The organism is Thermogutta hypogea (genome assembly GCF_055386265.1).
Genome location: NZ_AP042425.1, coordinates 1,952,562 through 1,978,703, shown reverse-complemented (window position 1 = coordinate 1,978,703; position 26,142 = coordinate 1,952,562). Strand labels below are relative to the sequence as shown.

Genomic DNA, 26,142 nt, shown 5'->3' with positions numbered 1-26,142 from the left:
GTTACCGGCCCCGTAGGGTTGGACAGCCGGTTGTCTGATTGTTGGATCGATGCTCCGCATTCGCTATTGTAAATCAATCGGGACGGCAGGTGTATCTCCACAGGCCCATATCTCCCGGCATCCGGCGGTTCCCCGAGAATCGTGGAAGTTAGCGTGAGAGGCTGGTCGATCTCGTCGGAAAGCCGTACCCCGGCACGTCTACGCGGATAGATTCTTGGAGAAAACCGGGTACTCCGTGGTGTGGATTCGGTCAGTATGACTCACCAACGAGACACGGCCACGTCAAGTCTGCGACCGCTCTTGCCGGTGCCCGCCCTGGGTGTTGCGATCGTCTTGTTCCTTTGGATCGGCGGTGTCACGGCCTTCCAAGGGGCGAAGGGTGGTGCCGCGCAAGACGTCGAAATCGCTTTGGCTTTCGACCGCGAGGTACCGCTCCCGACGGTTCGCCTGATACAAGTGTACCGCAGCGGGTTTTCCGCGGAGATATTGCCCGAACGCGGGACACAGATCGTAAGCCGCGGCGACGCCCAGGCGGAGTGGTGGAAATCCCCGCCTGTGCGGCGCGAGTTTCGGTGGAGCATATCTGAGCGTTGGGCACGGGATTTCCGGATCGAGATCACGGAGGCGTCGCTCCCCTTTTTCCAGGATGGGTGGGTGCAAATCGGCGGTACGACGCGTCCGATGCCGATGGGACGACTGCGGGAATTATCCGGGCCGGGGCAAGACCACGCCCGCTCGTCGTCCCTCCCTGCTGCCGAAATCGTTCGAGTGGGCACGCTTTTTGAGCCGCCCCGCTCGTTGTTGCCGTGGTTCGACGGTCTGCTGAATTACCCCGGCGACCTGCACTTTATGGGTTGGTGGCTGCAAGAATGGCTGACCCATCCATTTACTTGGGTCACCGCGATTTGGTTCGGAGCGGCCGCTTTTTTCGCCTGGTTGCACCGCCGAAACACGCAGTGGGGACGACGGCTCCTGATCGGTCTCGGCGAGAGCTTTCGCCCGAGCCTTCGTTTTGGAACGCGGATCGATTGCGCGAATAGTCGCGGCGGAATCTTTTTCCTGGCGGGATTGGGCTTGGTGATTGCGGCGGCAATCTACCTTGAACGGCGGGAACCGCGATACTTCTTGCGCGACGACAATTTTTCCATATTCTTCCCCGCCATCGACGCGGTCGGGCGAGCGTTGGCGGCAGGCCGATTCCCCGAGTGGACGCCGCGCGTCTTCCTTGGTATGCCCGTTGCCGAACTGGGCGTGTTTGCGGCGACTTATCCACCGACCTGGATTTCCTACGCCCTTGCCGATCTCCTCATCGGTGATCCCTCATGGACCGTCGATGTGTTTTGCTGGGGACATCTGGTGTGCGGCTACGGGGCGTGCTTCCGTGTCTTGAGGCGAAACGGGCTTCATCCTTCCGTGGCTGCCGCGGCGGGGATGTCGTGGGCGCTTTGCGGCTTCGCTCTGATTGCCGGTCGCTCGTGGTACTACATGACGCCCGTCTTCGCCTATCTCCCAATGATTGCCGGGATGTTGCATGCGCTGGTTGAGGAGGGGCAAGATTTCCGGCGGACAAAGTCGGTCGACCGGACATGGATTTGGCGATGGGGCGTCGTTTGGGGGTTCTTCTTCCACGCCGGAAACGCCCAGATGTGGCTGTATGCGGCCCAATTATTCGCTTTGTGGGTACTTTGGGCCGGTTATCGTCGCCGATTAGGCCGCGCTGCGGTTTTCCGACTGGTCCGGGGTACCGTTTTGGGCCTGGCGATGGCCGCTCCCCTATTGATTCCCCAATTCTTCGCCGTCCGCTCGGTTCAGCGACCGTCCGGGCCTGATCACGGCATTCAGGACGCAGTGGGTGCGATCTTCCTCCCCTACCCTCTAGCCGAGTGCCGGAGTCCGAGCGACTGGGCCGATCCGGCTAACAGACATGCCGGGCATTTCTACTATGCAGGCACACTGTTCGCAGTCGCTTGGTTGCTGTCAAGCGCGGCGGCGATGGGCTTGCCAAGAGTCCGTCGAAGATGGTTCGCAGACCCGTGGACTCCGGTGGCGCTGATGGCCCTGTGGTTGGCCATGGGGAACGAAGGCGGGCTTTGGTGGCTTCAGTCTCGTATGCCGGTCCTCGGTGCAGTGTATCACCCCTTCAAGTATTTGCCCTTTGTCCATTTGGCGACGATATTCGTCGGGGCACGGGTCTTGCACCACCTATTCTTCCGGCAGGCGGCCGGACCTTATCGCCCAGCAGTCGGCGCGGCTTCGTTCGCCCGCGGTAACGACGGCGCCGACCGGCAGGCACATGATCTTCAGACGTCGGGGGCCCTTTCCCGCCCTTCGGCTACGAATCGCCGCGCCATCGGGCTTTTTGCAGCATCCTCATTGTTGATAACTTGGCATATCATCCAAGCGGACAGCACGTTCTACGCATTCGGGGATAGAACGTATGTTGACCTACCACCGTCGATGGCGGAGATTCTACGGCCGGGCGAGGTGCCCGCCCGGATTATGCCCGTCACCCCTTTCCGTTCGCCGGCTCCTCGTTTCGTGTGGGGGCTGGGGCTGAACTTCCCGCTCGTTTATCGCCTGGAATCGATCGACGGCTACGGCGAGTTCGTGCGACAAACCCCGGAGAATCGAGCAGTGGAAGCGGAAGTCCGCCGCGATCCGCGGGCAGCCTTGCGTGCGTACGGCGTGACCCATCTCGTCCTTCATCGCTGTGCGGTAGAGCCTTGTCTTAGCGGCGCGCGGGACGCCGGGCAGGCGGAGAGCGAAACCCTGTATCGAGATGCTCGCATTCAAGAATTGTGTCGCAGCATCGAACCGATTTTTCATAATGATTCCGTCGCGGTCTTCGCCCTTGCGGATGCCGCGCCGCGCGCTTTTGGGACTGCCGAAGGGGCCGCGTCGCAATCGGGCGGCGGTATTGAGGCACGTTTGCCGGGAGGGCGGACGGGGACGGCCGTCGCTCTTCCCATGCGAGTCGAGGAGACCAGAGTCGTGGTTGATACCGCGGCCTTAACTCAAGGCGGTGAGGTGACCGTCAATTATTTGCGTCGGCCGCGCTCCAGGGTATGGCTCGACGGACGCCCGGCTCAGCCGTCCGCTGATGGATATGGGCGATTGGTAGTGCGGATTGCTCCCGGAACACGCGAAGTGGTCGTGGGCTACGCCGGGAACTGGATTTACGGTTGCCTCACCGCCGCAGGGCTGTTGATCGTGTTCGCTGCGACGGGGAGGATTCAGCCGGCTCTTTTTCGCAAGCCTGCGTCTTTTTTCCGGGAGGCGGCGTCTCCCCGTACCGACGAAGCACGGCAATAATGAAGTGATAAGAACCGCCGAAATTCCCAGCGGTAAGAAGCAGGGAGCGGCGGCGGTTTGGGATGCGCACCGGTGAGCCGTGGATGACGAGACGAGAAGGCCGAAAACATGCCGTGGTTTTTTGAACGCAGTGAAGAGATTGCGCCGAATCGAATTCGCGAGTTGATGGAACAGGCGGTCAGCGAGGCTAAATCGCGAATCTGTCCCCATCCCAAAAGGGTGTTGTTGTTGCCGCCGGACATCACGCGGATGCACTCCGGTGCCGGCCGAATGACGGAGATTCTTTACGAGATTCTACACAAGGATTGCGATGTTCACGTGATCCCCACGCTCGGCCAGCACGAACCGCACACGCCCGAGCAGAATCGCCTCATGTTCGGTTCCATTCCGAACGAGCGGATCCACGCCCATCATTGGATCGATACCGTGGTCCCGGTTGGTGAGATTCCGGCCGATTTTGTACGGGAGGCCACCCACGGGGCGGCGGATTGGGCCATACCCATCGAATTGAACACGATGCTCATGCAGGAGCCGTGGGATCTGATTATCAACGTGGGGCACGTGGTACCGCACGAGGTGCTGGGTTTTGCCAACCACAACAAGAACTATTTCATCGGCTTGGCCGGCAAATCGACGATCTGCGCGTCGCACATCGCGGCGGCTTGCTGCGGCATTGAGAACAACTTGGGCACGCTCACGACGCCGATTCGTGCTTGTTATAACAAAGCGGAGCAAGACTGCTTGGGCGGCCTGCCCGATTTCTACATCCAAATCGTCATGGCTCGCAATGCCGAGGACCGGCTGGTTCATACGGGGATTTACGTCGGCGACGACTTGGAAACGTACACGTCGGCGGCACGGCAATCCCGCGAGCAGAACATCAAGGTTTTCGAGGAACCGATTCCCAAGGTGGTGTGCGTGATGCAGGAGGACGAGTTTGTCAGCACCTGGGTGGCGAACAAGGCCGTCTATCGTACCAGGATGGTCATGGCGGACGGGGGCGAATTGGTGATCATCGCGCCCGGTCTGAAGCGATTCGGCGAGCAGGAAGAGGTCGATCGCCTGATCCGCAAGTATGGCTACGTCGGCACCGCTCGCGTGATGGAACTTTACCGCAGGAACTCCGACTTGCAGGACCTGGCGCACGCCGCCGCCCATCTGATTCACGGGTCGTCGGAAGGACGTTTCCGGATTACGTACGCCCCCGGGCACCTCACCCGGGAAGAAATCGAGGGTGTCAACTTCGGTTATGCCGACCTAGCGGAAACCCTCCGTAGATACCCGCCGGATCGTATGAAAGAGGGGTGGAACACGACTCCGACTGGTGAGGAGGTTTACTTCATTCCCACGCCGTCGGCCGGGCTCTGGAGTACAAGGAAAAAGCTGTACGAGCGTCCTGCGGGCTACGAGTGCTGAGAGCGGAAATTAGGTATCAGCGGGCGAGATGTGTAGTACACTTGCTTTAGGGAGGCGGACTGCGCCGATCCTTTTGCAGACTTATCCTCACAGCATTTCATTCGCTCGATGCCGAAGCTTTTTCCAATTTCCAATGACCGGACTTCGCACAACGCGGATCGCTCGGGTCGCTCCCGGCGACGTGGGTTAGCAAATAGCGGAGTCGCAGCGAACTTGTTCCAGGGGCTGTTGGTGGCAGTCGCGCTCTTGCCGTGCTTCTTGATCGGTGCGTTGGCCTCTTTCAGCGGAGAACGGCACTGGAATCGCTGGTTGGAGCGGCTGAATGGGAGGATCTCCTTGGGAAGATCCTCCGGGACAGGCTCGCCGGCGGTTTGGAAGGGAAACGGGATCGCTGATTTCGGCACCATCAAATTGATGGATTACGATCCGGTAACTCGGGTCAGCACCGCGGTTCAATTCAAGATGGAGGCGGTTACCGTCTTTCCGGACGAACAGCAGTTCGACTCCTTTATGAGCCGATTCGGGCACACTATTCAGGATGAGCTTTTGGTGACGGTGCGATTGAGCGCGGCCGCGGAACGACGGAATGTGGATTACCTCGGAAAGAAGGTCGCTACGCGGGTGAACCGCCTTCTGGGACATGAGGCGCTACGGGAGGTTCGGATTACCGATCTATCGATAGCGGAATTCACCGGCGCGGCGGATGAGCGACCGAGTGAGCCGTAGGCGATCGCCGGCGGCCGTTTTGCTAAAGGAAGTTGTGCGCGGAGTCGGCGTCGCGACCCATCCTACCCAAGCCGTGACGCATCGGGTATCGTGAAACGGAACCGACGTGCGGGGCGCGCGTCGCAACCCTGTTTTGCTCCGCACGATTCTCGCGGTCCGCTTGCCGACTATCCGACGCCGGTATGGAACCTTTCTCTGAGACGCCCCTGTTGACGGAGCCGGTGACGGAGCCGGGTCATTCGCCGGAACGGCTCAACCGGCGGGAAACTTCGGCGGACGATGTGCCTTCCGCCGCAATCTTCGGCACGGTGCTCTGCCTTTCCGCGGCGTTTTTTTACGCGGGGGCGAACGTTGCCCTGCGGATGCTGGCGGATCCGAGTCGCGCCACCGATCCGATGTGGACGATCTGCGTCAAGGAGACGGTGACTGTTCTGGTCGTGGGGCCGTTGCTGCTTTTCCAGTATCTGCGGGGTCGGGCGAGTCTCCCTTCACGCCGAAGTCTCGGGATCCTGCTGGCGGCCGGAGCCGCGGTCCAATTGATCGGTAATGTCGGCCTGCTTTGGGCGATGGGAATCGTGGGGCTGGCCATTGCGTTGCCGGTGGCCTTGGCGGTCAGCTTGATCAGCGCGGCGCTGCTGGGAACGTTCTTTCTCAAGGAATCGCTTACTTGGCGGGTCATGTTGGGCATCGGATTGCTGATCGCCGGGATCGTGTGTTTGCGAGCCGGCGCCGGAGGCGGTCTGGAGGGAATCCACACTCCCGCCGGGATGGTGATCGTCGCCATCCTGGTGGCGTGCTTGGCGGGAGTCACCTACGGTCTGCTGACCATCGCCATCCGACACGTCGCAAGACGCGATACCTCGGTGTGGGTCGTGGTGCTGGTCGTGACGGGGTGCGGCATGGTTTTGCTCGGTGTTTTGAGCTGGGCACGGTTCGGCATCGCGCGGCTGGCCGCCACTCCCGCTGAGCATCTCTTTTGGATGGGGGTTTCCGGATTCCTGAATTTGCTGGGGTTTTTGGCGCTGACCAAAGGGCTGCAATGGACGCCGGTGGCGAGAGCCAACATTCTGACGGCCTCCCAAGTGGCTTTGGCGGCGCTGGCGGGTTGGATCCTATTCCAGGAAAACGTAAACGCACCGGTTTTGATGGGATTCGCTCTGACTTTGGCCGCCCTCTTTTGTACGGATCGCGGCTGATCCGCTTCCGGGGAATCTCCGCGAGCGAGGCGGCGAACTGCCCTAGGCCCGACTCCTTTGGCGGCGGGCCTCGTAGAGCAAGATGGCGGCGGTGGCGGAGACGTTCAGACTGTCGGCCAAGCCCAGCATGGGTAGCCGCACGGATTGAACCCCCGGTCCGGACCAACGGCGCGTCAAACCCTGCGCTTCGTTGCCCAAGACGATGGCGCAGGGTGCGGTGAAGTCGGCTTGCCAATACTCCTTTTCGGCGTCCACCCGGGCGGCATAGGCGACCATGCCGCGATCGCGGAGCCACTGGAAAACCTCCTCGGAAGAAGCCACGGCGGTCGGCATTGCGAAGACGGTTCCGAGGCTGGCTCGAATGACGTTGGGGTTGAAAAGATCGGTCCGCGGGTCGGCGACGATCACCCCTCCCACCCCTGCCCCGTCCGCGGAACGGATGACCGCCCCCAGGTTGCCCGGCTTTTCGGCGCCTTCGACGACGGCGATCAGCGGAGGTTCGTCCGGCCGGGCGAGTCGGAAATCTTTTAGTTCACGACGCGGCGTTTCGGCCACCGCCACGACGGCCTCCATGCGATCTCCGAACGCCAAGCCTTCGATGACCGGTTGCGACACTTCGATCAGCGGGTCACCCCTGGCCTCCAATTCTTCAAGCAGGCGTCGGCCCGCCTCGCTCATCAGCGGCGGGCAAAAAAATACGTGCTCGAATCGGATGCCGGCGGCGACCGCGCGGGAGATTTCCCGCAGACCGTGGACGATCATCCGGCCGGATTTTATCCGCTTTCTTCCGTCGCGCAATGCTCGCGCGGCCTTGATCGTCGGATTGCGAAGACTCGTGATCCGATCGTGCGCTGCCACGCAATCAGTCTCCCAAGCGAAGCCGGGACTTGGAATGAATCCGCAAACGCCCTTCACCGGCGACTCGGACGGCGCTTGCCGATCTCCCAAGCGTCCAGTCCTGCCAGAATCTCCTCGGCGGAGAGGACGTGACGTGCGCCGGCCCCGTTTTCTTCCAGCAATTGCAGCCACCCGCCTTCGATCTCGTCGCCGAAATGAGACGCGCGATTCAGGTGTTCCTCAAGCTCTAACAGCCACGACGGCGCCGATGCTCCCATCACGACATGACGGACGCCGTATTCCTCGACGGCCTCCCACAGCTCTTTGAGCACTTCGTCTCGCCGGGCGGCTTCCTGGAGATGAACGGCCTTCCGAGCCAAGGCCGCCATGCGACGCCGCAAGAGAATGCCGCGAAAGCCGTCCCGGAGCGTTTCTTCCAAGACGGGAAGGTGGATGCCGTGGTGCCGCGAGAGTTGGGAATAGGCCTCTTGCAGTTCGGAGATTGCCGGCGCCGTCTCTTCCACCAGGTCTTTTTCCCAACGGTCGGCGAGCGACCATAAACCCTTTTGCAGGAGTTGATCGTAAAAGACCATGTACGGCGTCAGGTTCCACTCCATGCGTGTGAATCGTTCCTTCAAGGCAAGGAAGTCCAGGAGGCAATGAAGGTTCTCGCCGTAGTCCGACTGCGTGGTGAGACTATTGTAGTCCACGTATTCGGCGTAGTTCTCCAGGATGATTTCGGCGATGAATTGCAGATTCTTGGCCGCCTGTGCGAGCGAGATGGAACCCTTGCGGATATCGCGTAGCAATCGCCACTCGGGCCGATCTCCGGTTCGATCCAATTCTCGCAGGAAGCGATCGGCTCCCGTCAAGGCGATTCCTCGCAAATGGTCGTAATCCAAAAATTCTTGAGTAAAGATTTCTCCGCCGTACGTTCGAATGAACCGGGTGATATGTTCCCACTCTCGCGAAGAACCGACGGTTTCCACGATCGAGATGTAGATTTCGGCCGTGAGTTCGGGCCAGGCTCGTTGCAAGCGCGAGGCGGCCCACCAGAGCGATTGGAAGAGACCGGCTCTTCGCGTGCCGCCCACGTTTTCGTCCACGGTCCCGTCGCGCCCGGCGGTGAGAAGAGCTTGGGCGACGCTCTCGCAGAGCGTGCGGATGACCAGCTCCATCTCGGACACCTGGCCGCCCTGGCCGGCGCTTTGCTTCTCGGCCTCGCGGAGCAAGCTCAAAGCGTTCAGAGCGGGAGCCACCAAGCCGCGACGTAGGACCATCGCGGTGGCCGTCGCCAGGCACCGGTAGAGCGATTTTCGGCCGGCATACTGCCGGGGGCGGCCGCCGCGCCAAACCGGGGTGTATAGCGGTTCGCTTTGCCGGACTCCGATCACGAAGTCGGTCCAAGCCGCCTCCAGGGATTCCAGTTGATTGTGAAGGAGGGTCCGCAGCAGCGCGACGAAGTCCTCTTCCCATACCCAGTCGATTTCCCGGCGACAGGCGTCGCTTGGGCACAAAGATTCCGGCAAGGTAGCGGCCAGAAATCGACGCGTATCGCCGGCCTGGAGCGCGGCCAATGCCACTCGCTCCGCGAGCGCGTCGCGGAGCTTGCGTCGATTGTCGTATTCCGCGAGGCGTTGGGGGGAAGTTCCCGGTTCTCCCAAGGGATAACGTCGCAACTCTTCCGCCAGGCGGAGCAGCGACTCCTCGATGCGGAAGACGTGGCGGTGCCACGCAATGAGGACTTCGCTGACCTCGGAGTCTTCGTATTGCAGGCCGCGGAAAGCCGCCGCCGCCAATTGCCGCAAGATCAGGACGGTAAGGAGAAACCCGATGCGATTGCGAAGTTCGTCGGACACGCGACTCAGCTCAAAGTTTTCCAGCGGCTCGCTCGTATCCTCCAAAATACCTTCCACCCCGTCATCGGCGCTGTCGCGGAAGACGACTCCCTCGTAAGCCGCTTGCCACGGCGAATCTTCGTGCTGCGGTTCGGCCGCGGCGGAGTTGTCCGGCCGGCCGGGGGCGGTCGTCCCCAGCAACTCTCCCAGCGAAGGGACTTCCCACAACGTGTCGGCATTGGCTTCGAGGTAATCGAGAAACTTGCGGACTTCCATCCAGCGTTTTCGCCGATCTCCCACGGCGGGTTCGTCCGCCCGCCATAGCGGCCGGAACCAACGGTACGCCAGCGTGGGGAAGGAGTTTAGGGTCCCTTGCAATCCCAGGTCATTGGCGCGGGTGATCCAATACACCAACAACGCCATGGCCGCCTCGCGGTCGTCTTGATCGAGCAGGGTGTCGACCAATAGGGCCAGGCTGTCGGCGGATCGGATACGGGAAACATGGCGTCTCCAAAAGGCCGTGTCACCGGCGGCCTTGCGTTCTCCGCGCCACGTATGGATCACGTCGGCGACCTGTTGGGCGGCGTCGCAGACGTCTTGCCCGCGAAAACCGTTGAGGTCGGAGACTTCGGCCGTGGCGAATTGGTCCCACCATTCGGCCAGCTCTCCCATCCGCCGCTTTGCCGCCTCTTCAATTTCGCCGTCGTCCGCCGCGGCGGCGTGACGCCGTAAGGAAGCGAAGAGCTGAAAGAGCTTATCCATCAGATAGATCAGTAGAGTCAGACGCGGGTCGATGGGGCCTTCCAAGCTCCACTCGAATATGGGGAAATGGCCGCCCATGCCCAAGACGTTCCACGGATCGCCCAACGCCCCGCATTCCACGGCGGAACGGATCATGCGCACGGATTCGTTCAATTCGGTCAAGCAATCACGCAGCTGCTTTTGCCGCAACAGCGATTCCGCGGATCCCAACCGTATGATGATGCCGACGCGAAGACCCGCTGTGGAGGACCGCAGCCGGGCGGCGGCGGTCTTGGCTGCTTCAACGGCCCCCAATTGGGCCATGATGCGAGCCACGCTCGAGGCGTGGACTTGTGACGACCGGTATTCCGCCAAGGTGGTATTCAGGAACTGCCGGACGGCTTCGAAGGGGCGCCCTCGCGTCACGTGTGCGTTTGCTGAATTCGATTCGTGCGTTTCCCTGTGGGATGAAGCGAGCCAAAGGTAGAAGTTATCACGTGCCTTGGCGATCCGTCCGAGCAGGTCGGAAATATTGGTCGTTGACATCAACGCTCCCGGGTACGGTCCCCAAACGGCTGCGCCCATCAACATCGTGCCGGCGACCACGGCGGCGGCTTCGAACCAGGGATCGGTACCTTCGGGCGGGTCGGCACGCGTGGCCCATCTTAGTGCGATTTCCAAGGGTAGATCGTGCAGAATGAGCCGTCGGTAACAGCCTCGCCCGTTCAGACTGTGCGGATCCCACAGACCGAACTGGTAGTTGGGACGGTAAGCCGCGGGGTGTTCTTGGTCCAATCCCCGCGGATCGAGCGCGATTTCCTCGAGATTCTCGATCTGAAAGTGGAATTGTTCTCGAAGCGACTCGTCGATCGTGGTAAGGATTCGTACCGCACGTTCCATGAGGGCACGATAGCGACCGCAAGCCGTGCCCGCCCCTTGCACATACAGCGGGATGGGGCAGACGAATTCGTGGGCGTAGGGTTGCGTTGCTCGATTACCCTCGAGGACCGCCGTGGGGCGGTATCCTACGTAGTCGTTAACCTTCGACAGCGCCGCACGGATCGTGACGGGTTGCGAGGCCTCTTCGTTTTCGGCGCGAGCTTGGAGAACCGCTTCACAGAATCGGGCCAGGAGGAAAGGACTGCACAGGGAGGTCGCGTGTCCCAACCCCAAGAGGTCCCTGTGAAAGTCGAGGTAAGCCGGGATGAGCCCCTCGAAGACCATGGTCAGCACGGTCTGAGCACGCTCCAAATTGGAAAAGGCGCCTCCGCGGGACTGGAGAACCATAGTGGCGTCTTGCAAGCGTTCGACGATGGGGGACCAAGGTGCGACGCCGGCGTCCGGTTCACCCGGCCCGGCGGCGGGGGGGCCGCTTTCGCCGAATATGTCGGCAAATAGTCGGTTCATGGCGGCGAAAAATCGCGGGTCTCGCGTTCCATCCGAAAAGTTCAGGTAGCCCAGCACAACTTCCTCTGCACGAGGGAGTTCATGGTTCTCTATTCTAGGGGGTGAGGCCCGGTCTGGGGTCATAAGCTTCGACTCTGGCGATCCTTTGAGGCACGATGCGGTGTTGAGTTCGGTTTTCCTTCGCGGTCAGGGCACTTGGCGCTGCCGTGGCTCGGTGGACACGATCAAATTTCGTCCGCGAAAACGTGGGATGTCCGTTAGTGTACCAAAAATCAATCGGCGGGCGAGAAACGAGAAAAAAGTTTCTAGTCGCCGCGATTCTCAATTATCATGATGGTAGGATGACGGTGATCGTCACGTGTTTGATCCGGCCGGAAATCATGCCGGGCGGCGATGTTTGCGTCCGGATCATCAACCGTTGTGCATAAGGTGCGAGGATTCGATGACAACTCTTCGGCTCCGCTGGTTCATGCTGATTGCGGCTGTCATTGCATTGGGCGAGCAGGTTCCTCGGACGGCAGTCGCCGCGGATTTGATTCCGCAGCCGCGGCTCCAGCCGCACGGCCTGACGACGCCCTGGTTCAACGTCGCAAGCGTCGATGCGGGGGCCGGTCGGTTGGAGTATCTTGTGCTTGATCGGGGCGTTGTGTTCGCTCTCTCCAGCCTTTCCGTATTGACCGCAATCGATGCCGAGACGGGAAAGACTTTATGGCGTGTTCGCGTAGGGGATCCGCGACTGCTGAGTCTGAAACCGACGGCCGGTATTCATCTCGTCGCCGTTATTAACGGCAGCACAATTTACGTCCTCAATCGGCACACGGGCGAGATTCTATGGAAACACACGCTGGAGGGTGCGCCGGGTGCGGGACCGGCCATCAGCCCCGGCCGAGTCTACGCTCCATTGGTGGGCGGAAAAATGGAGTCCTATGCGTTCCAATGGGAAACACCGCAAATGCGGGCCTATGCTTGGAGGACCGTGGCAGCGGCGGCAGGCGCCTCCGAATCGTCCACACAACCCGCAGCCGCGACCGGTGGTGCGCCGCCGACCGCAACTCCCCAAGCGGATGGCGGCTCAACGGAAGCGGATGATGCGCAAGTGGCCGCCGAATCCGTTGCTTCCGCCGCGGCCGCCGGGCTGACGGGGGCGAGTCTCCGCCTGGCCCAAACCAAGGAACGCGGTTTGTTTCTCCAGTCGTTCGGCCGTATCAACGTCGAGCCGAAACTCACCTACTCCGATCAAGGCTCCGAAAGGGTTGCCTGGCCGACGGATCGAGGCTTCTTGTTTGTGGGAGAGATCAATCTGTTTTCGGCAAATCAATTTTCGCTCGTGTATCAACTGCGCGCTGCGGCGGAAATCGTCGCGCCTCCTTGCGTAAGGTTCGGCGATGCGTCCAAAGGCATACCGGGCAAACTCTGGGTTGCCGCCGCGAGCGGCTTCGTTTTCTGCCTCAATGAGCGCGACGGAAAATTGCTTTGGCGCAAATCGCTGGGCGAGCCGATCTCCGAGTCGCCCGTGCTCATCGAGGATTCGCTTTACGTGACGACGCGCTTCGGCGGCATGTACCGAGTCAACGCCGACAGTGGGGAAACCCTTTGGCGCCTAAGCGGACCGACGAAATTCATCGCCGCAAGCGCCAAGCGAGTTTACGCACGGGACGCCTTGGGCCGATTGTGGTATCTCGACAAGGAAACCGGATCGCCGCTCGGGCAGTTGGACATCGCGGCGTTCGATTTCCAAATCACCAACGGCGAAACGGACAGAATCTATCTCGCCGATAAGTCGGGCTTGATTCAGTGTTTCCGCGAAATCGATTTAGAGCAACCGCTTTACCACGTCCCGGTCGTGACGGAAATCGAGAAACCTGAACAGCCGCAAACAAAGCCGGTAGCGCCGGAAGCACCGGCTCCGCCCCAAGCGACACCGCCTGGTGAAGATATCGACAATCCCTTCCGTTGATGCGTTCGAGAGCGAATGCTCCCGCCCTACTTCCCCCCGGCGTCCCACCTCGGGCTGCGAGGTGAGGCGGCGTCGGTGAGTCGACAAGGAAGGATCGCGATCACTTTCCTTCGCGTTCCACGGCCGCAGAAGCGGGCGACTTCGAGGTCGCGGAATCGTCGGGCTTTTCAGCGGGGCCGAGCAATTCGGATAGGCGTTCGCCGAGCATGGAACCGCGGGCCTCGAACGTCAAGACCTTGCCGTCCTTGTCCACCAGCATCACGGTGGGGATGGCCATGATGCCGTAGTAGTCGGCGGGGTTTGCCGGACCGCTCGCCTCGGGGTCTTGATTGTGCAAGACCGCCCACGGCAGCTTGTTCTCCTCGAGATACGATTCCAGCGCCTGCCGATCTTGATCCAGGCTGACGGCCACCACGTCGAATCCTTTGTCGTGATATAGCTCGTAATTCTTCTTGAGGTTGGGCATCTCCGCGCGGCACGGTCCGCACCATGTGGCGAAGAAATCCACAAGGACCACCTTGCCTCGGTACTGCGACCAATCGAAATCCTTGCCATCCACGGTCTTGCCGACCAATTCCAATTGGTTGCCGACCAGGCTCAAGCGGCGTCCCACTCCTTCGAGTCGCCGGCCGAGGCGCGCGATTTGCTCATCGGATGACTTGACCAGGAGCTCGCCGATTTCCTTGTAACGTCGGCCTGCCGCCTCGTCGAATCCCAGGGCTTCCAATTGTCCAAGGAGGGAAGTCACGGCCTGAACGGTTTCCAACTCCGGCGATTCCTTGTTGAGAGCCGTTTTGGCATCGGCAAAGAACTTGTCCAATCGGCCGGCCAATTCCTCTCGCGTATCGGACCGGGCGAGGAGCGGCAAAAGGACGGCTTCTAACTGAAGTGACAGGCCGGCCTTTTGCTTTTCTCGGAGCTTGGCGGAAAAGTCTTGTGCCTTTTCGACCGCGGCCGGTCCCGCGATCCGTACCGCCATTACGGCCCATTGCACGAGCGCGGGCAGCTCATCGTCCGTGGCGGAACCGAGGTTATCCAAGGCGCGAGCGATCAAGGTATCGGCAAGTTGGGGCAACTCCTGCCGCACGCTCGTGTCTCCGGATTGCAGGCCGAAGAGAATCCCACGGAACTTCCACTGAAAAGCCTCGTCGGCTTGGGCCACGGACAATTTCTGAGAAAGCAGTTTCTCGGCGCCGGAACGTATCGCCGCGGCCTGAGTTTTTCGAAACTCGGCGGCCGCTTCCGGATTCGCGGGGGCCGGTTGCTGTGCCAGTTTTTCGAGAAAGGCTGTGATTTGGGCAAAGTCTCCGTCGGGTACCTGAATCGGCTCCTGGGCTGCCGGTTGCTTGGCCTCCGGTTCTGGGGAATCGGCTGGTTCGGCTGCCGAAGCCGGACGATAATGGCCGGAAATCCCCGCCGCCAAGCCGAGAGCGACTGCGATGCTTGCAAGAACGAACTTTTTCACGGGACACCTCTCCTTTTTCGTGTCGGTGCTGGGAATAACGATGAGGTCGGCGGCCATGAACTCAGCGTGTCTCACGGCCGCCGCCCTGCTACGTAGCGAGCGGTATTCGCCGTGCCCGGCGGCAAACAGGATTGCCGCGGCGGGCCGAACGTGATCCGGCGAATCGATGTGCCCACGATGAAGCATACGGGAGCGATCCCTCGGGAGCAACGCCCCGACCGATTTCCGAGAGGGACCGCGGTAATGTGAGGGGACGTGACGCGGCTTCCCACCCGAAATCAGTGCGCACTCCAACGGTTGTCCTCACCGTTGTCCAGACCATGGGCGGGGCGGACGGTCGGCGGAACCGCCGACTCGTGAAAACGGCAGATCCTGTCCCACGCCTCTTGAGCCGTTTCGGCGTATTCGAAAAGCTCCAGGTCCGCGTCGTCGATCACGCCCTCATCGGCCAGGTACTGGAAGTCGATAACGCGTTCCCAGTACTCTCTGCCGAAGATGATGATGGGGATCGGTTGCATCCGCCGAGTCTGGCGGAGCGTCAGGGCGTCGGTCAATTCATCGAGCGTGCCGAATCCGCCCGGGAATACCACCAGTGCTTTCGCTCGCAGGAGGAAGTGGAACTTGCGGAGTGCGAAATAGCGAAATTGAAAGCACAACTCCGGTGTGATATACGGGTTGGGCTGCTGCTCCATCGGCAACCGGATATTCAATCCGATCGACTTGGCGCCGGCGTCGTAGGCGCCCCGATTGGCCGCTTCCATGATGCCGGGACCGCCACCCGTGCAAACGACGTAATTGCAACGTCCTTCCGTGGTGCAAGCCTTGGAGACGATGTGGGCGAACTCTCTCGCGATGTCGTAATAGTGGCTTTTGGCTAACAGTCTTTTGGCAACCGCTACCTGCCGTTGGAGACTGCGGTTTTGCGGATCCCGCTTCAGGCTGTCTTCCGCCATCCGAAGCTGCCTTTCAGCGGATGCGCGTTCGACGATTCGGGTCCCGCCGAAAACGACGATGGTGGCCGTGATGTTGAGTCGCTCAAATGCCAACTCCGGTTTCAGCAGCTCCAACTCCATGCGGGTCGGCCGGAGTTTGGGGTCCGTGAGGAAGTCCAAATCCTGATATGCCACCCGGTAGCTGGGTGATTCCAGAATCCGCTTCAGGTTGGCTGCTCGTTCGAGTTCTTCCATCTTCTTCGCGAGTTGAGTTGATGGGGCAAGCTATTGGGGAGGCAACGCACCGACAAAGTCTAGCTCATCCACGAGCAGCGAAAAAAAACTGCTTAGGAGAATCGGATTAGCTCCCCTGCCCCGCGTCGGGAAAACCAGGGTTACCGAAAAATAATCCAGCTTAGGAAGAATAGCCAAAGTGCGAACATTGGAATAGACCGAATTCGAAGCGGATCGCCGTCCGGCATGGATGTCGGCCGGGATGCCGCGGATTCCAATCGCTGTTCCGGAGGTCGAGACGAACTGCGAAGTCGTTTTTGTATGCCAACCACAATCATGGCGATTGCTGCGAGGAAGGCGATCAGAACGGCTGCCGGCGTCGGCCGACCGAATATCCAGCCGCAAATGGCACAACCAAATGAAAACTCCCAGCCGGAATAGGGGGATCTTTCCCGAACTTCCGATCGCTTGGGTTTGCCCGGGGCGGACCTTTTTTTGCGAAATTGCCTTGCGAATATCGCCTTGATGAAACCCAGCCCGTTCGGCGGGGCTTTTTTCGATGTCGTTCTGGGATGCCAAGGCTGGGTGAGCCAAACGTCCGCCAGCATTCCCCCCGCAAGGGCTAGAACTAACGAAAGCATGTGCGTTTCGGTTCTAACAACGACGCGTTGTGGGCGGGACTCAACCGGTGATTCTCCCGTGACCTGCGGTCGGACGGCCGTCGTGAGGTTGGAAATCGGGCTGGACGAGGGAGTTGCCTCACCCTTGAAGACCGGAAGGCTCGCCAGATGAGTTAATAGTACCAGCAAAACGGAGGTTGCCCAAAACGTTAGGGGCACACGCGCGCCATCAAAGAGGATAAGCGCGGCAGCCAGCAAGCTCAGACTTACGCCCACCAAGGCCGCGGTCTCCATCACGGCAGGTTGGATGGCCCCTCCCCGTAGCAGGGCCTCTAGAACGGGTACCCAACGCCATTCCCCGGTCTTCCACGCGATCAGCAACACATCCAGAGCGGAAAGGGCCTCGACAAGGGGGTAGCGGAGCGCAATCCGCGTGCCGCAGTCGCGACACCGTCCCCGGAGAAGGAACCAGCCGAAAACCGGGACATTATCATACCACCGGATAGGGTGTAGGCAGACCGGACAGCGTGAGGGCGGATGCACTAGGCTCAGCCCTCGCGGAACGCGGTAAATGACTACGTTCAGGAAGCTTCCGAGAACGCTTCCCGTCACAAAGAACCAGGCCAGAATAAATATCTCTCCCAGATCCGCCACAAGCATTCGTCGAGGTTGTCCCCCCGGTTGAAAGGACGGGACGCGGAAAAAGGTTCGCCGTTTCGCACGCCTGCCGCGGCCGCGGAAGCGCTTCATTGTACTTAAGCGTTGTCGCGGCAGGTATCCGATCGGAGCTGCGGGAATCCCCGTCGTCGGTGGCGCAATCGTGAGAAGGTGGAACGTTCGCTCTGATTATGCCGGCGACGAAGGCAGTAATCCGTGTAAGAACTACCTCAGCGGGCCGTTATAGGAATCTTCGGAAAACTTGACCGGGTTGGGTTACACAGATTGCAGAGTGTGTTAATCTTGGGAAGAGATTACGGTGGTAACCCAATCGATCAGGCCCCGGGAGAAGACTGCACGCGGGCGCTGAAAGGACGTGTCTTTGCTTAGGACTAGCCGGAGGTAGGCCGTTGATTTGGCAACGAATTTGTGTGACACGCATTCGGATTCTTGATGGCCGAGGAATCTTTTTTTTCCTTGCCGCGCTTTGCGCTGCTCTCATCACCGGACGCGGCGTACGCGCTGCGGAAGATTGGGACCCTCGAGCAGGATTTCCCGGTTGGGACGAGGTCTGCCGGCGCGTCGAGGCCTTGGGGCAAGCATCGTCCTATTGCCGGGTGACGAGCTTGGGAAAAACGTTAGGTGATCGCCCTATTTGGCTGATCAAGCTGGGAAGCGGTCGAATCGAAAACAAGCCGGCGGTTCTGATCGTTGCCGGTGGGGACGCCGAACAGTTCTCGTCCTCGGCCGTCGCTCTGAGCCTGGTGGATCGACTGATCGCCGATGCCAAGTCCGGAGGTCGATGGAAGAGTCTGTTGAGCCGCTATACCGTCTACGTGGTACCGGTCGCCTCGCCGGATGCCTACGCGGCCATTTGGGAGGATCCCATGTGGGAGCGTAATCGCAACTCACGACCTTGGGACGAGGACGGGGACGGGCTAGTCGATGAGGACGGACCGGAAGACCTCGACGGCGACGGCAGAATCTTGTCGATGCGGATCGTCGATCCCGAAGGCGAATGGGTTGAGCATCCGCAGGATGCGCGTGTGCTTGTACCTTTCGAAGCGGCCGACGTAGGACGGACCCGATATCGGGTTGTTTCAGAAGGCATTGACAACGATCATGACGGGTTGGTCAACGAGGATCCGGCCGGCGGGACGGCCTTCAACCGCAACTTTCCGTTCGAGTACCCATTTTTCGCCGCAGATGCGGGACCGTGGCAGGTCAGCGAACCGGAAACGCAGGCGGCGGCCGATCTCTTGATGCATCAAGGGAACATTGCCGCCGTGGTGGTGCTCGGGACGTGTGACAACATGCTCAAGCCCTGGACGCCGGATCCATCCGCCGAGAGCGCCGCCGTCAAGAAGCGAATTCTAGCAACGGACGCAACGCACTTTGATCCCATTGCCAAGTTCTACAGAGAGGTTACCGGGTTTTCGGATGACGTAGAATCGCGGCCGGAAGGCGGCTCCTTCCCTGCCTGGGCATATTTTCACGGGGGATGCTGGTCCTTTGCCGCAAGAACGTGGGTTCCCTCGCCGTCGCCGAGGCCGGAAGATGGGCAATCCGATGACGATACCGATCGCAAGGCAGACGATTGCGAGGAAATTCAGCCGTTGCAAACACCTCAGTCCGGGGAATCGCAGACAGCCGATTCGCCGCAGCGCAGCGAAGGCGATTCCGCTGAGACTCAGCGGATGGAATCGGCCGACAAGAGAAACGGGGAGGAAGGCAAGGACAAGCGGGGCCGATTCCAGCGGACCGCGCTTGCCTTTTGGGAAGCGCGAGGGGTCCGCGCGTTTGTGAACTGGCACCGTTTCGATCACCCCGACTTCCCGGGCCGCCGCGTCGAGATCGGCGGCTTCATTCCCGCCTCCCAGTGGAATCCGCCGCCGGCGCTGGTGGAAGATCTGGCGGAAAAGCACGAGCGCTGGGTCGCCCGAATCCTGGAGGCTCTACCACGGCTTCGCATCGCCAGATCGGATTTGGAAGCATTGGGCGGCGGTCTCTTTCGCCTCACCGTGGAAGTCCAAAACGTAGGGCAATGGCCTACCATGCCGAAAATGGGAGAAATCAATCGGCAACCGTATCCCGTGCGAGTGGAATTGGGGGGCGAAGGTTGGGAATTAGTACAGGGGTTTCGCAAAACCCTCTTGAAGCCTCTGCCCGGCAACGGTGGTCGGGAGGAGCTGCGTTGGATTCTGCGGCGCCGGGAGGAGGTTGGTCGGCTTCGCGTACAAGTGACGGCCGCGGCGCCCCAGGTTGGGAAGGCGACGAAGACGCTCGAACTGCCTGCTGAATGACGGCGTCGTTCCGCCGAGGGATGCAAATTCGATCCTTTTTCTCGTGCCATACGGAGCGATTGGAATGCGAAGGCCGCTGCTGGGGATTTCCGTTCGAGGAATGCGCCGCTTGGGGGAACTGGTTCTGCTCGCGGTGTTGGCGATCCCCCTCCCCTGCTCTGCTGAGGAGTTGTCCTATCCCGTGATGGGTGCCCCGACATCACCTCGGATCCCCGTTGCATGGAATCGCTATCACGACTACGACGGCGCGACGGATTTGCTCCGGCAATTGGCGGCCGCCTATCCGAAGCTGTGCCGCCTGGAGTCCTTGGGGCGATCCTACCAGGGACGCGACTTATGGCTCCTGACCGTAACCGAACAAAGCGATGTGCCCGACGACCGGAAACCCGGCTTCTGGCTGGATGCGGGCATTCACGCCAACGAGATTCAAGGAACGGAGGTCGCGCTTTATACCGCCTGGTTCTTGTTGGAGTCTTTCGGCCGCAATGAGAAGATCACGGAGCTGTTGCGGGATCGCGTATTCTACATCATGCCGATGCTGAGTCCGGATAGTCGCGACGCCCACATGCACACCCCGCAATCCACGCACACCCCTCGGGGCGGTCAGGTCCCGTTCGATGACGACCGCGACGGCGAGGCGGATGAGGACGGCTGGGATGATCTGGACGGAGACGGGAACATCACGCTGATGCGGGTCGCCGATCCGAACGGTCGCTACGTACCGCACCCGCGTTTCCCGGAGTGGATGGTTCCGGCGGAACCGGATGAGCCGGGGCGGTATCGCATTCTCGGCCCGGAAGGCTACGACAACGACGGGGACGGAAAGATCAACGAAGATCCGCCGGGCAACTACGATCCCAATCGAAATTGGCCCTGGCAGTGGCAGCCGCGGAACGTGCAAGGCGGCGCCATCTTGTATCCCTTGGCCTTGCCGGAGAATCGCGCGGCGGCGGATTTCATTTTGCGACATCCGAACATCGCGGGCGCGCAGTCCTTTCACAATTTCGGAGGGATGATCTTGCGGGGGCCGGGATCGGCAGACGATTCTTATGCGGCAGACGACCTCGCCGTATTCGATGCCTTGGCAAGCAAAGGCGAGAAGATGCTGCCGGGCTACCGCTACATGGTTATCCACAAGGACCTCTACACCGTCTTCGGCGGGGAATTGGATTGGCTCTATCAGATGCGGGGCATTTTCTGCTTTACGACGGAACTGTTCACCCCTCGCAATTACTTCGGTCAAGCGGTGGATCGAACGATCAGCCTGCGGGAGGAGCAAATGCGAGAGTTCGATCGCTATCTCCTATTGGGGCAAGGTTACGTGCCCTGGAAAGAGGTGAATCACCCGCAATACGGCAAGATCGAAGTCGGCGGTGCGGTGAAGTCTTGGGGACGCCAACCGCCGTCGTTCATGCTGGAGGAGGAGTGCCATCGCAATATGTCCTTCGTCCTGTATCATGCCGATCAGATGCCGCTCGTGCGGTTGGGAGATGTGGAAGTTCGGCGGGAAGCGAACGGTGTGTTGCGGATTTCTGCGACCGTCGAGAATCGGAGGTTGTCGCCGACCCGTTCGGCCGTTGATCGGCAGCGGCGGATCACGCCGCCGGATCGCGTGACGTTGGAGGGGGCCGACAAGGTCCTCCTCGGACTGATCAGCGACTCGCCTTTTTTTGAGAATCCGCGCGAGCAGAAAGAGAATCCCGCCGAACTGCGAGTCGAGTTCGTGCCGGGGATGTCGGCCGTCTACGTTCGCTGGTACGTTCAAGGCCGCGGTTCGGCCGCGGTGAGCGTGCACTCGCAAAAAGGCGGATGCGACCGCCGAGAACTGGACTTGTCGCGCTAGCCGCTTTATGAAGACGTGGCCTGGAATCGAGTCGGTTCACCGCTCCGGCCAGTGTGTGAGAATACGGCTTGCCGTCTATCGCGCGCTAGGGGAAGCAATTCGCTCGCGAGACTGGGCGGCCCGGAAACACCGTCGATTCGATTCCGTGAGTCGCCGCCCGACAACGTGCCCGGGAATACTTGCCACGAGGAAACGGAAGATGCCGAGCAATGTCATTTCGTTGGCGGGGCGGAAATTGCGAGATTCTGAGGTTGCATCGTCGGCTGTGCCGCGATTCCTACGAATCGGGGCGGGCGTCGTGCTGCTGGGGTTGGCGCTGGCCGCGGGGGGGAGGGCGGCGGCTGCTGACCGGACCGTCGGGCGGGGAAAGGAATTCAAGAGAATCGAGGATGCCTATGCGGCAGCCTCGCCGGGCGATGTCATTCTGGTCTATCCCCGAGACGGTGGAGAGCCGTATGAGCAAACGGCGGTCCTCGTGCGGAAGCCGCGACTGACGTTTCGAGGAGCGGCGGGCGATGTTGCGAGAGCCGCAGGCGGAGGGTCGGCCGAACTGGTTCGCATCTCAGGCACGGGCTTCGACTACAGCGGTCGCGGGAATACGCCCCGGGCCGTCTTCCAATTCGATCCCGAGGCGGACGGTTGCGTCCTGGAAGGTTTCGAGATATTCGGCGCCCACAACGAATCTCACAACGGAGCCGGCGTCCGCATCAATCAGGCCGACGGGGTGGTCATTCGCGGGTGCCGCATTCACGGAAATGACATGGGAATCATGTCCAACGGTAACGGCTCGTTGGAGGCGGGCGTCGATCAGAGGATCGAGTACTGCCGCATCTACGAAAACGGCGATCCGGCGGATCCCGGCTACAACCACAATTTGTACCTCGGGGGGACGAGCGTCCGTTTGCGATTCTGTGAAATCTATGGGAGCCTGACCGGCCACAACGTGAAAAGTCGTGCCCATCACACGTGGGTGGAGTGCTGTTACATTCACGATTCCGCCAATCGCGAGCTGGACCTGGTGGACGCGGCGGAGACGTCCCTCCCGGAGAGCCATGCCCTGCTTTGGGGCAACGTGATCGCGAAGAATCCGCGCTGTGCCGGCAATCGGGGCGTGATCCATTTCGGCCAAGACGGCGGCAAGGGGCGAGACGGCACGGCCTTTTTGTATTTCAACACCATCGTGACGCCGTTCATCTCGCCTGTAGTCGAGCTGTCCACGCCCGGTGCCCAGGTCCGGATGATTGGAAACCTGATCAGCGACGGTGGATCGCGACAGACAGGCCAAAGCTTGATCGGAATGCGGGGCGATGCCAAACCGGTCGTTGGTGTGGTCGCCGACAACTGGCTCGCCGGCAGCTTCGCTTTTCGACCCGGTTTCCAAGCGGGCGAGGACGACAATCTCTTCGCGTGGGCTTGGCCGCTGTTTACCGACCCGGCGGCGGGCGACTTTCGGCTTGATCGCCGGGTCGTACCGCCGAAGCGTCCCAGGTTCCCGGCGGATCGGATCGTGATTCCGGCCTTTCTTGGAGCGGAATCGCACGCGGAGCCGCCCGCTTGGCGCTACGTCCACCCCGCCGCCGGCGAGACGCGCACGGACCGTGCCGCACCCGTTTTCGGTGCACAGCCGATTGCGGAATAGGCGGTGAGCCGTCCGTTCCGGCACGCGTCGCCTATTCAAGACGATTCCGGTTGTCAACGCTCTGAGATTCGCCTATCGAGCTGCGGCTCGCCCGGTTTGAGTTCCGCTTGATGCCGCGCGACCAACTCGCGAATCTCCGCGATGACTTCCGGGTGCGCGGAGGCGATGTTCCAGCGCTCCCCGGGGTCGATCTCCAGTTGGAATAAGAGCGGCGGCTCGTGGACCTGCCGATTGGTGTCGGCGCCATACGGCTCCTCGGTAATGAAATGTGCCTTGTACGGCCCCAATCGCACGGCGTAAAGTCGCGTGCCGCGGTAGAAGAACATGTGGTTCCGCGGGCTGGGACCCGTGCCGAACATAGCGGGGCTGATATCGAACCCGTCCAGGACGCGATCTTGCGGGAGTTCCGCCCCGGTGAGCCGGGCTGCCGTCGGCAGAATGTCGAGCGTGCTGCCGATCTCGCGGACCACGGAGCCGGCCGGAATGCGCCCCGGCCACCACATCACGCAGGGTACTCGCATTCCCCCTTCCCACGTGCTGCCCTTGCCGCTTCGCAACAATCCCGCCGACCCGCCTTGCTCGTCGAAGCTGAGCCAAGGGCCGTTGTCCGAGGTGAAAACCACCCAAGTCTCTTCCGCCAATCCCGCCTCACGGAGCGTCTTCAAGATTTGTCCCACGGACCAATCGATCTCCTCGATCACATCGCCGTAGAGGCCGCGGAGACTGCGACCGGCAAATTCGGGCGACCGAAACAGGGGCACGTGCGGCATCGTGTGCGCGAGATAGAGAAAGAAGGGCTTGTCGCGGTTGGCTTGGATAAACCGCATGGCTTCCTCGGTGTAGCGCCGCGTTAAGGTCGTCTGGTCGGCGGGCCGTTCGATGATCTCGGTGTTCTTCAGGAGCGGCACGTTCCAAAAGGAGATTTGGGGATCGAGGAAGGCTTGCCGGCCGGACGGCGCCGAGGCGACTCGATCCATGTCGTTCGAATAGGGGATACCGAAATACTGGTCGAACCCCTGGCGAGTTGGGAGATATTGGGGGAGGTGGCCGAGATGCCATTTGCCGACGCAGGCGGCGGCGTATCCCCGATCGGAAAGGATTTCCGCGATGGTGATTTCATCGGCGGGGAGTCCGCCCGCTGAATCGGGGAACAGGACACGGCGGGTATCGGAGCACATGCCGCTGCGGATCGGCAGCCTCCCCGTCATCAGACCCGCCCGGCTCGGGGTGCATACCGAGGCCGCCACATAGAAGCTGGTCCATTTTTGTCCCTCCGCGGCCATTTGATCCAAATGGGGCGTGTGGATCGTCGGGTGCCCCCAGCCGGCGATGTCCCCGTAGCCCATGTCATCGGCGAAGATGATCACCAGATTTGGGAGTCGACGAGGGGCGGAGCTGCCCGAAGGTGCTTCTATTCCCCAAGCCCGCTCGGTGCAAGGCCAAACGAACGCCGCAGCCAACGACATCGCTAATAACGCGCGTGCAAGAATGGACATAGCTGAGTTTTCCTTTTTGCGATCGGGGAAAGACTGGAGGGCCGGCGTCGCCGCCGGGCGATTCGATCCGCCTAGCGGGTAAAATCTGGAACCCGGCCTTGAACCTCCACAGTATGCGCTTCGGCAATGTGCGATACAAGCAATGTGAACGGCTTCTCTGCCCTTTCCGAAGCCCCAACCATGGCCGAGAATGGCACGGTTGATTACCATGCCGGTAACCGATTATGTTGAAGCAGTGTTTTGTGCGGCCTTACCGGGCGTATTGCGCGGCGGACTGCGGTGGGCTGCGAATTCCGCGACTCCTGCCCCGCGCTGGTGGCCGAAGCGACCGGCCGTACAGTTTTGGGAAGAATCGACGCCGATGCGGCAGATTATTGCGATCGTTCGCCCCTTCGTTGCCGAACGGGTTCTGGAGTCGCTCAGAAACGCTCCGGTCGAAGCCTTTACGGTTTGCGAAGTGAAGGGGTTTGGGCGACAAAAGCATTACCTCGAGGAGTACCGGGGAGGAGACTACGCATTTGCCTTTCTACCTAAGGTGGAGATTACACTGTGGGTCGATGATCTCCGAGCGGAAGAGGTGATGCGGTTGGTAGTGCAACAAGCCCGCAGCGGACGGATGGGGGACGGAAAGGTCTTCGTCGTGGCTGCCGAGACGGCGGTCATCGACCTTGCGGGTCCGCGGGGCCGCACCACGGGCGAGGCGGATGCAGCACCTCCCGATTCGGCGCAAGGCGTTTGAGTGCCGATCCGGCAGAACGGAGAAACCGCGTCGACTGGGGTCGGCATGTTACTGGGCATGTTACTGATATGAGGGGGAGCCTCGCGGAATCGACTTGGCACGTGCCGCGGGTTCCGGTGATCTTGGATTGATGAGAAAGGCGGAACGGCATGTTGGGCGGCCATTGCAGCCTGCGGGAGTACATGGACCGGTTGGCGAGCGAGTTGCAAAGGCTCGATGAACAAGCCTTGGACGACTTGGCCGGGGAGATTTTCTCGGCTTGGGAAAAGGGAACCAAGGTCTTCGTTTGCGGCAACGGCGGGTCCGCGGCGACGGGGTCGCATCTGGCGCAAGACTTGGCGAAAGGGGTGATCCGCGAGAGCGATCTCCTCAGCGGTTCCGTACGAAGAATCCGCTCGATCAGCCTGACGGCGAACATGGCGTGGTTGACGGCCCTGGCCAACGATCTCGGCTACGAAAACATCTTTGTCCAACAATTGGCGAATTATGCGGAAGCCGGCGACCTCGTGATCGCGATCAGCGGTTCGGGGAACAGCCCCAACATCGTTCGTGCCGTGGAATGGGCCAACGCCCACGGCCTGATCACTTACGGAATGACCGGTTTTGACGGCGGGGCCTTGAAACGGTTGCAGCAAAAGGGCCTGCATGTAGCCCTGGACGACATGGAGATGGTGGAAAGCATTCACTCCTGCGTCTGCCACTGGGTTGTGGACGATGTTCGCGCACGCATTTATCGACAAGGACGCTATGCGTCCGGCGCAGGCTTGCAATAGACTGTAAGGCC

The 26,142-nt window shown here is 60.9% G+C and carries 16 protein-coding genes and 1 pseudogene; 10 read left to right on the top strand and 7 right to left on the bottom strand.

The window, feature by feature from the left end:
* The first annotated feature begins 255 nt into the window (after positions 1-255).
* From ACZ5B4_RS07090 to ACZ5B4_RS07075, 4 genes are all read left to right on the top strand, one after another.
* Positions 256-3,312: a hypothetical protein gene (locus ACZ5B4_RS07090; protein WP_464913732.1), complete on the top strand. Its 3,057-nt coding sequence runs from the start codon at positions 256-258 to the stop codon at positions 3,310-3,312.
* 108 nt (positions 3,313-3,420) lie between these two features.
* On the top strand, positions 3,421-4,728 hold the full coding sequence (locus tag ACZ5B4_RS07085) for a nickel-dependent putative hexonate epimerase (RefSeq protein ID WP_464913731.1): 1,308 nt from the start codon (positions 3,421-3,423) through the stop codon (positions 4,726-4,728).
* A 213-nt stretch (positions 4,729-4,941) separates the two neighbouring features.
* Entirely contained in the window at positions 4,942-5,454 is a 513-nt protein-coding gene (locus ACZ5B4_RS07080; RefSeq protein WP_464913730.1) for a hypothetical protein, read from the top strand.
* 182 nt (positions 5,455-5,636) lie between these two features.
* Positions 5,637-6,650 carry a DMT family transporter gene (locus ACZ5B4_RS07075; protein ID WP_464913729.1) on the top strand — a complete coding sequence of 338 codons (1,014 nt, stop codon included), beginning with the start codon at positions 5,637-5,639 and terminating at the stop codon, positions 6,648-6,650.
* 42 nt (positions 6,651-6,692) lie between these two features.
* Here ACZ5B4_RS07075 and ACZ5B4_RS07070 read toward each other — a convergent pair whose 3' ends face one another.
* Both ACZ5B4_RS07070 and ACZ5B4_RS07065 read right to left on the bottom strand, forming a co-directional pair.
* On the bottom strand, positions 6,693-7,508 hold the full coding sequence (locus ACZ5B4_RS07070) for a TrmH family RNA methyltransferase (protein ID WP_464913728.1): 816 nt from the start codon (positions 7,506-7,508) through the stop codon (positions 6,693-6,695).
* A gap of 53 nt (positions 7,509-7,561) precedes the next feature.
* Positions 7,562-11,473: a hypothetical protein gene (locus ACZ5B4_RS07065; RefSeq protein WP_464913727.1), complete on the bottom strand. Its 3,912-nt coding sequence runs from the start codon at positions 11,471-11,473 to the stop codon at positions 7,562-7,564.
* A gap of 442 nt (positions 11,474-11,915) precedes the next feature.
* On the opposite strand from ACZ5B4_RS07065, the gene ACZ5B4_RS07060 reads away from it, so the two are divergent.
* The gene (locus ACZ5B4_RS07060) at positions 11,916-13,430 is read left to right on the top strand and encodes an outer membrane protein assembly factor BamB family protein (protein ID WP_464913726.1); all 1,515 of its coding nucleotides are present in this window, start codon (positions 11,916-11,918) and stop codon (positions 13,428-13,430) included.
* A gap of 100 nt (positions 13,431-13,530) precedes the next feature.
* On the opposite strand, the gene ACZ5B4_RS07055 is transcribed toward ACZ5B4_RS07060, so the two are convergent.
* The 4 genes and pseudogenes from ACZ5B4_RS07055 to ACZ5B4_RS07040 form a co-directional block, all read right to left on the bottom strand.
* The gene (locus ACZ5B4_RS07055; RefSeq protein WP_464913725.1) at positions 13,531-15,081 is read right to left on the bottom strand and encodes a TlpA family protein disulfide reductase; all 1,551 of its coding nucleotides are present in this window, start codon (positions 15,079-15,081) and stop codon (positions 13,531-13,533) included.
* Positions 15,082-15,173: 92 nt separating this feature from the next.
* Positions 15,174-16,082 carry an LOG family protein gene (locus ACZ5B4_RS07050; RefSeq protein WP_464913724.1) on the bottom strand — a complete coding sequence of 303 codons (909 nt, stop codon included), beginning with the start codon at positions 16,080-16,082 and terminating at the stop codon, positions 15,174-15,176.
* Between the two features lie 30 nt (positions 16,083-16,112).
* Positions 16,113-16,640 carry a hypothetical protein gene (locus ACZ5B4_RS07045; RefSeq protein ID WP_464914049.1) on the bottom strand — a complete coding sequence of 176 codons (528 nt, stop codon included), beginning with the start codon at positions 16,638-16,640 and terminating at the stop codon, positions 16,113-16,115.
* Positions 16,641-17,056: 416 nt separating this feature from the next.
* Positions 17,057-17,341: pseudogene (locus ACZ5B4_RS07040) on the bottom strand (prepilin peptidase); the annotation flags it as partial.
* A gap of 407 nt (positions 17,342-17,748) precedes the next feature.
* Between ACZ5B4_RS07040 and ACZ5B4_RS07035 the strand changes: the two are divergent.
* From ACZ5B4_RS07035 to ACZ5B4_RS07025, 3 genes are all read left to right on the top strand, one after another.
* Positions 17,749-19,641: a M14 family metallopeptidase gene (locus tag ACZ5B4_RS07035; protein ID WP_464913723.1), complete on the top strand. Its 1,893-nt coding sequence runs from the start codon at positions 17,749-17,751 to the stop codon at positions 19,639-19,641.
* 64 nt (positions 19,642-19,705) lie between these two features.
* Positions 19,706-21,484 carry a M14 family metallopeptidase gene (locus tag ACZ5B4_RS07030; protein WP_464913722.1) on the top strand — a complete coding sequence of 593 codons (1,779 nt, stop codon included), beginning with the start codon at positions 19,706-19,708 and terminating at the stop codon, positions 21,482-21,484.
* A 199-nt stretch (positions 21,485-21,683) separates the two neighbouring features.
* Positions 21,684-23,123: a right-handed parallel beta-helix repeat-containing protein gene (locus ACZ5B4_RS07025; protein ID WP_464913721.1), complete on the top strand. Its 1,440-nt coding sequence runs from the start codon at positions 21,684-21,686 to the stop codon at positions 23,121-23,123.
* Positions 23,124-23,176: 53 nt separating this feature from the next.
* On the opposite strand, the gene ACZ5B4_RS07020 is transcribed toward ACZ5B4_RS07025, so the two are convergent.
* A complete protein-coding gene (locus ACZ5B4_RS07020; protein WP_464913720.1) occupies positions 23,177-24,619 on the bottom strand; it encodes a sulfatase family protein in 1,443 nt (480 codons plus the stop codon).
* Positions 24,620-24,809: 190 nt separating this feature from the next.
* Between ACZ5B4_RS07020 and ACZ5B4_RS07015 the strand changes: the two genes are divergently transcribed.
* On the top strand, positions 24,810-25,358 hold the full coding sequence (locus ACZ5B4_RS07015) for a P-II family nitrogen regulator (protein ID WP_464913719.1): 549 nt from the start codon (positions 24,810-24,812) through the stop codon (positions 25,356-25,358).
* Between the two features lie 149 nt (positions 25,359-25,507).
* Positions 25,508-26,131: a D-sedoheptulose-7-phosphate isomerase gene (locus tag ACZ5B4_RS07010; protein ID WP_464913718.1), complete on the top strand. Its 624-nt coding sequence runs from the start codon at positions 25,508-25,510 to the stop codon at positions 26,129-26,131.
* Positions 26,132-26,142 lie beyond the last annotated feature (11 nt).

Bases quoted from the DNA above. Each gene is read 5' to 3' on its own strand.
- ACZ5B4_RS07020 (WP_464913720.1), bottom strand. From the start codon at position 24,619: ATGTCCATTCTTGCACGCGCGTTATTAGCGATGTCGTTGGCTGCGGCG.
- ACZ5B4_RS07090 (WP_464913732.1), top strand. From the start codon at position 256: ATGACTCACCAACGAGACACGGCCACGTCAAGTCTGCGACCGCTCTTG.
- ACZ5B4_RS07085 (WP_464913731.1), top strand. From the start codon at position 3,421: ATGCCGTGGTTTTTTGAACGCAGTGAAGAGATTGCGCCGAATCGAATT.
- ACZ5B4_RS07010 (WP_464913718.1), top strand. From the start codon at position 25,508: ATGTTGGGCGGCCATTGCAGCCTGCGGGAGTACATGGACCGGTTGGCG.
- ACZ5B4_RS07075 (WP_464913729.1), top strand. From the start codon at position 5,637: ATGGAACCTTTCTCTGAGACGCCCCTGTTGACGGAGCCGGTGACGGAG.
- ACZ5B4_RS07055 (WP_464913725.1), bottom strand. From the start codon at position 15,081: ATGCTTCATCGTGGGCACATCGATTCGCCGGATCACGTTCGGCCCGCC.
- ACZ5B4_RS07030 (WP_464913722.1), top strand. From the start codon at position 19,706: ATGCGAAGGCCGCTGCTGGGGATTTCCGTTCGAGGAATGCGCCGCTTG.
- ACZ5B4_RS07050 (WP_464913724.1), bottom strand. From the start codon at position 16,082: ATGGAAGAACTCGAACGAGCAGCCAACCTGAAGCGGATTCTGGAATCA.
- ACZ5B4_RS07065 (WP_464913727.1), bottom strand. From the start codon at position 11,473: ATGAACCGACTATTTGCCGACATATTCGGCGAAAGCGGCCCCCCCGCC.
- ACZ5B4_RS07025 (WP_464913721.1), top strand. From the start codon at position 21,684: ATGCCGAGCAATGTCATTTCGTTGGCGGGGCGGAAATTGCGAGATTCT.
- ACZ5B4_RS07060 (WP_464913726.1), top strand. From the start codon at position 11,916: ATGACAACTCTTCGGCTCCGCTGGTTCATGCTGATTGCGGCTGTCATT.
- ACZ5B4_RS07015 (WP_464913719.1), top strand. From the start codon at position 24,810: ATGGCACGGTTGATTACCATGCCGGTAACCGATTATGTTGAAGCAGTG.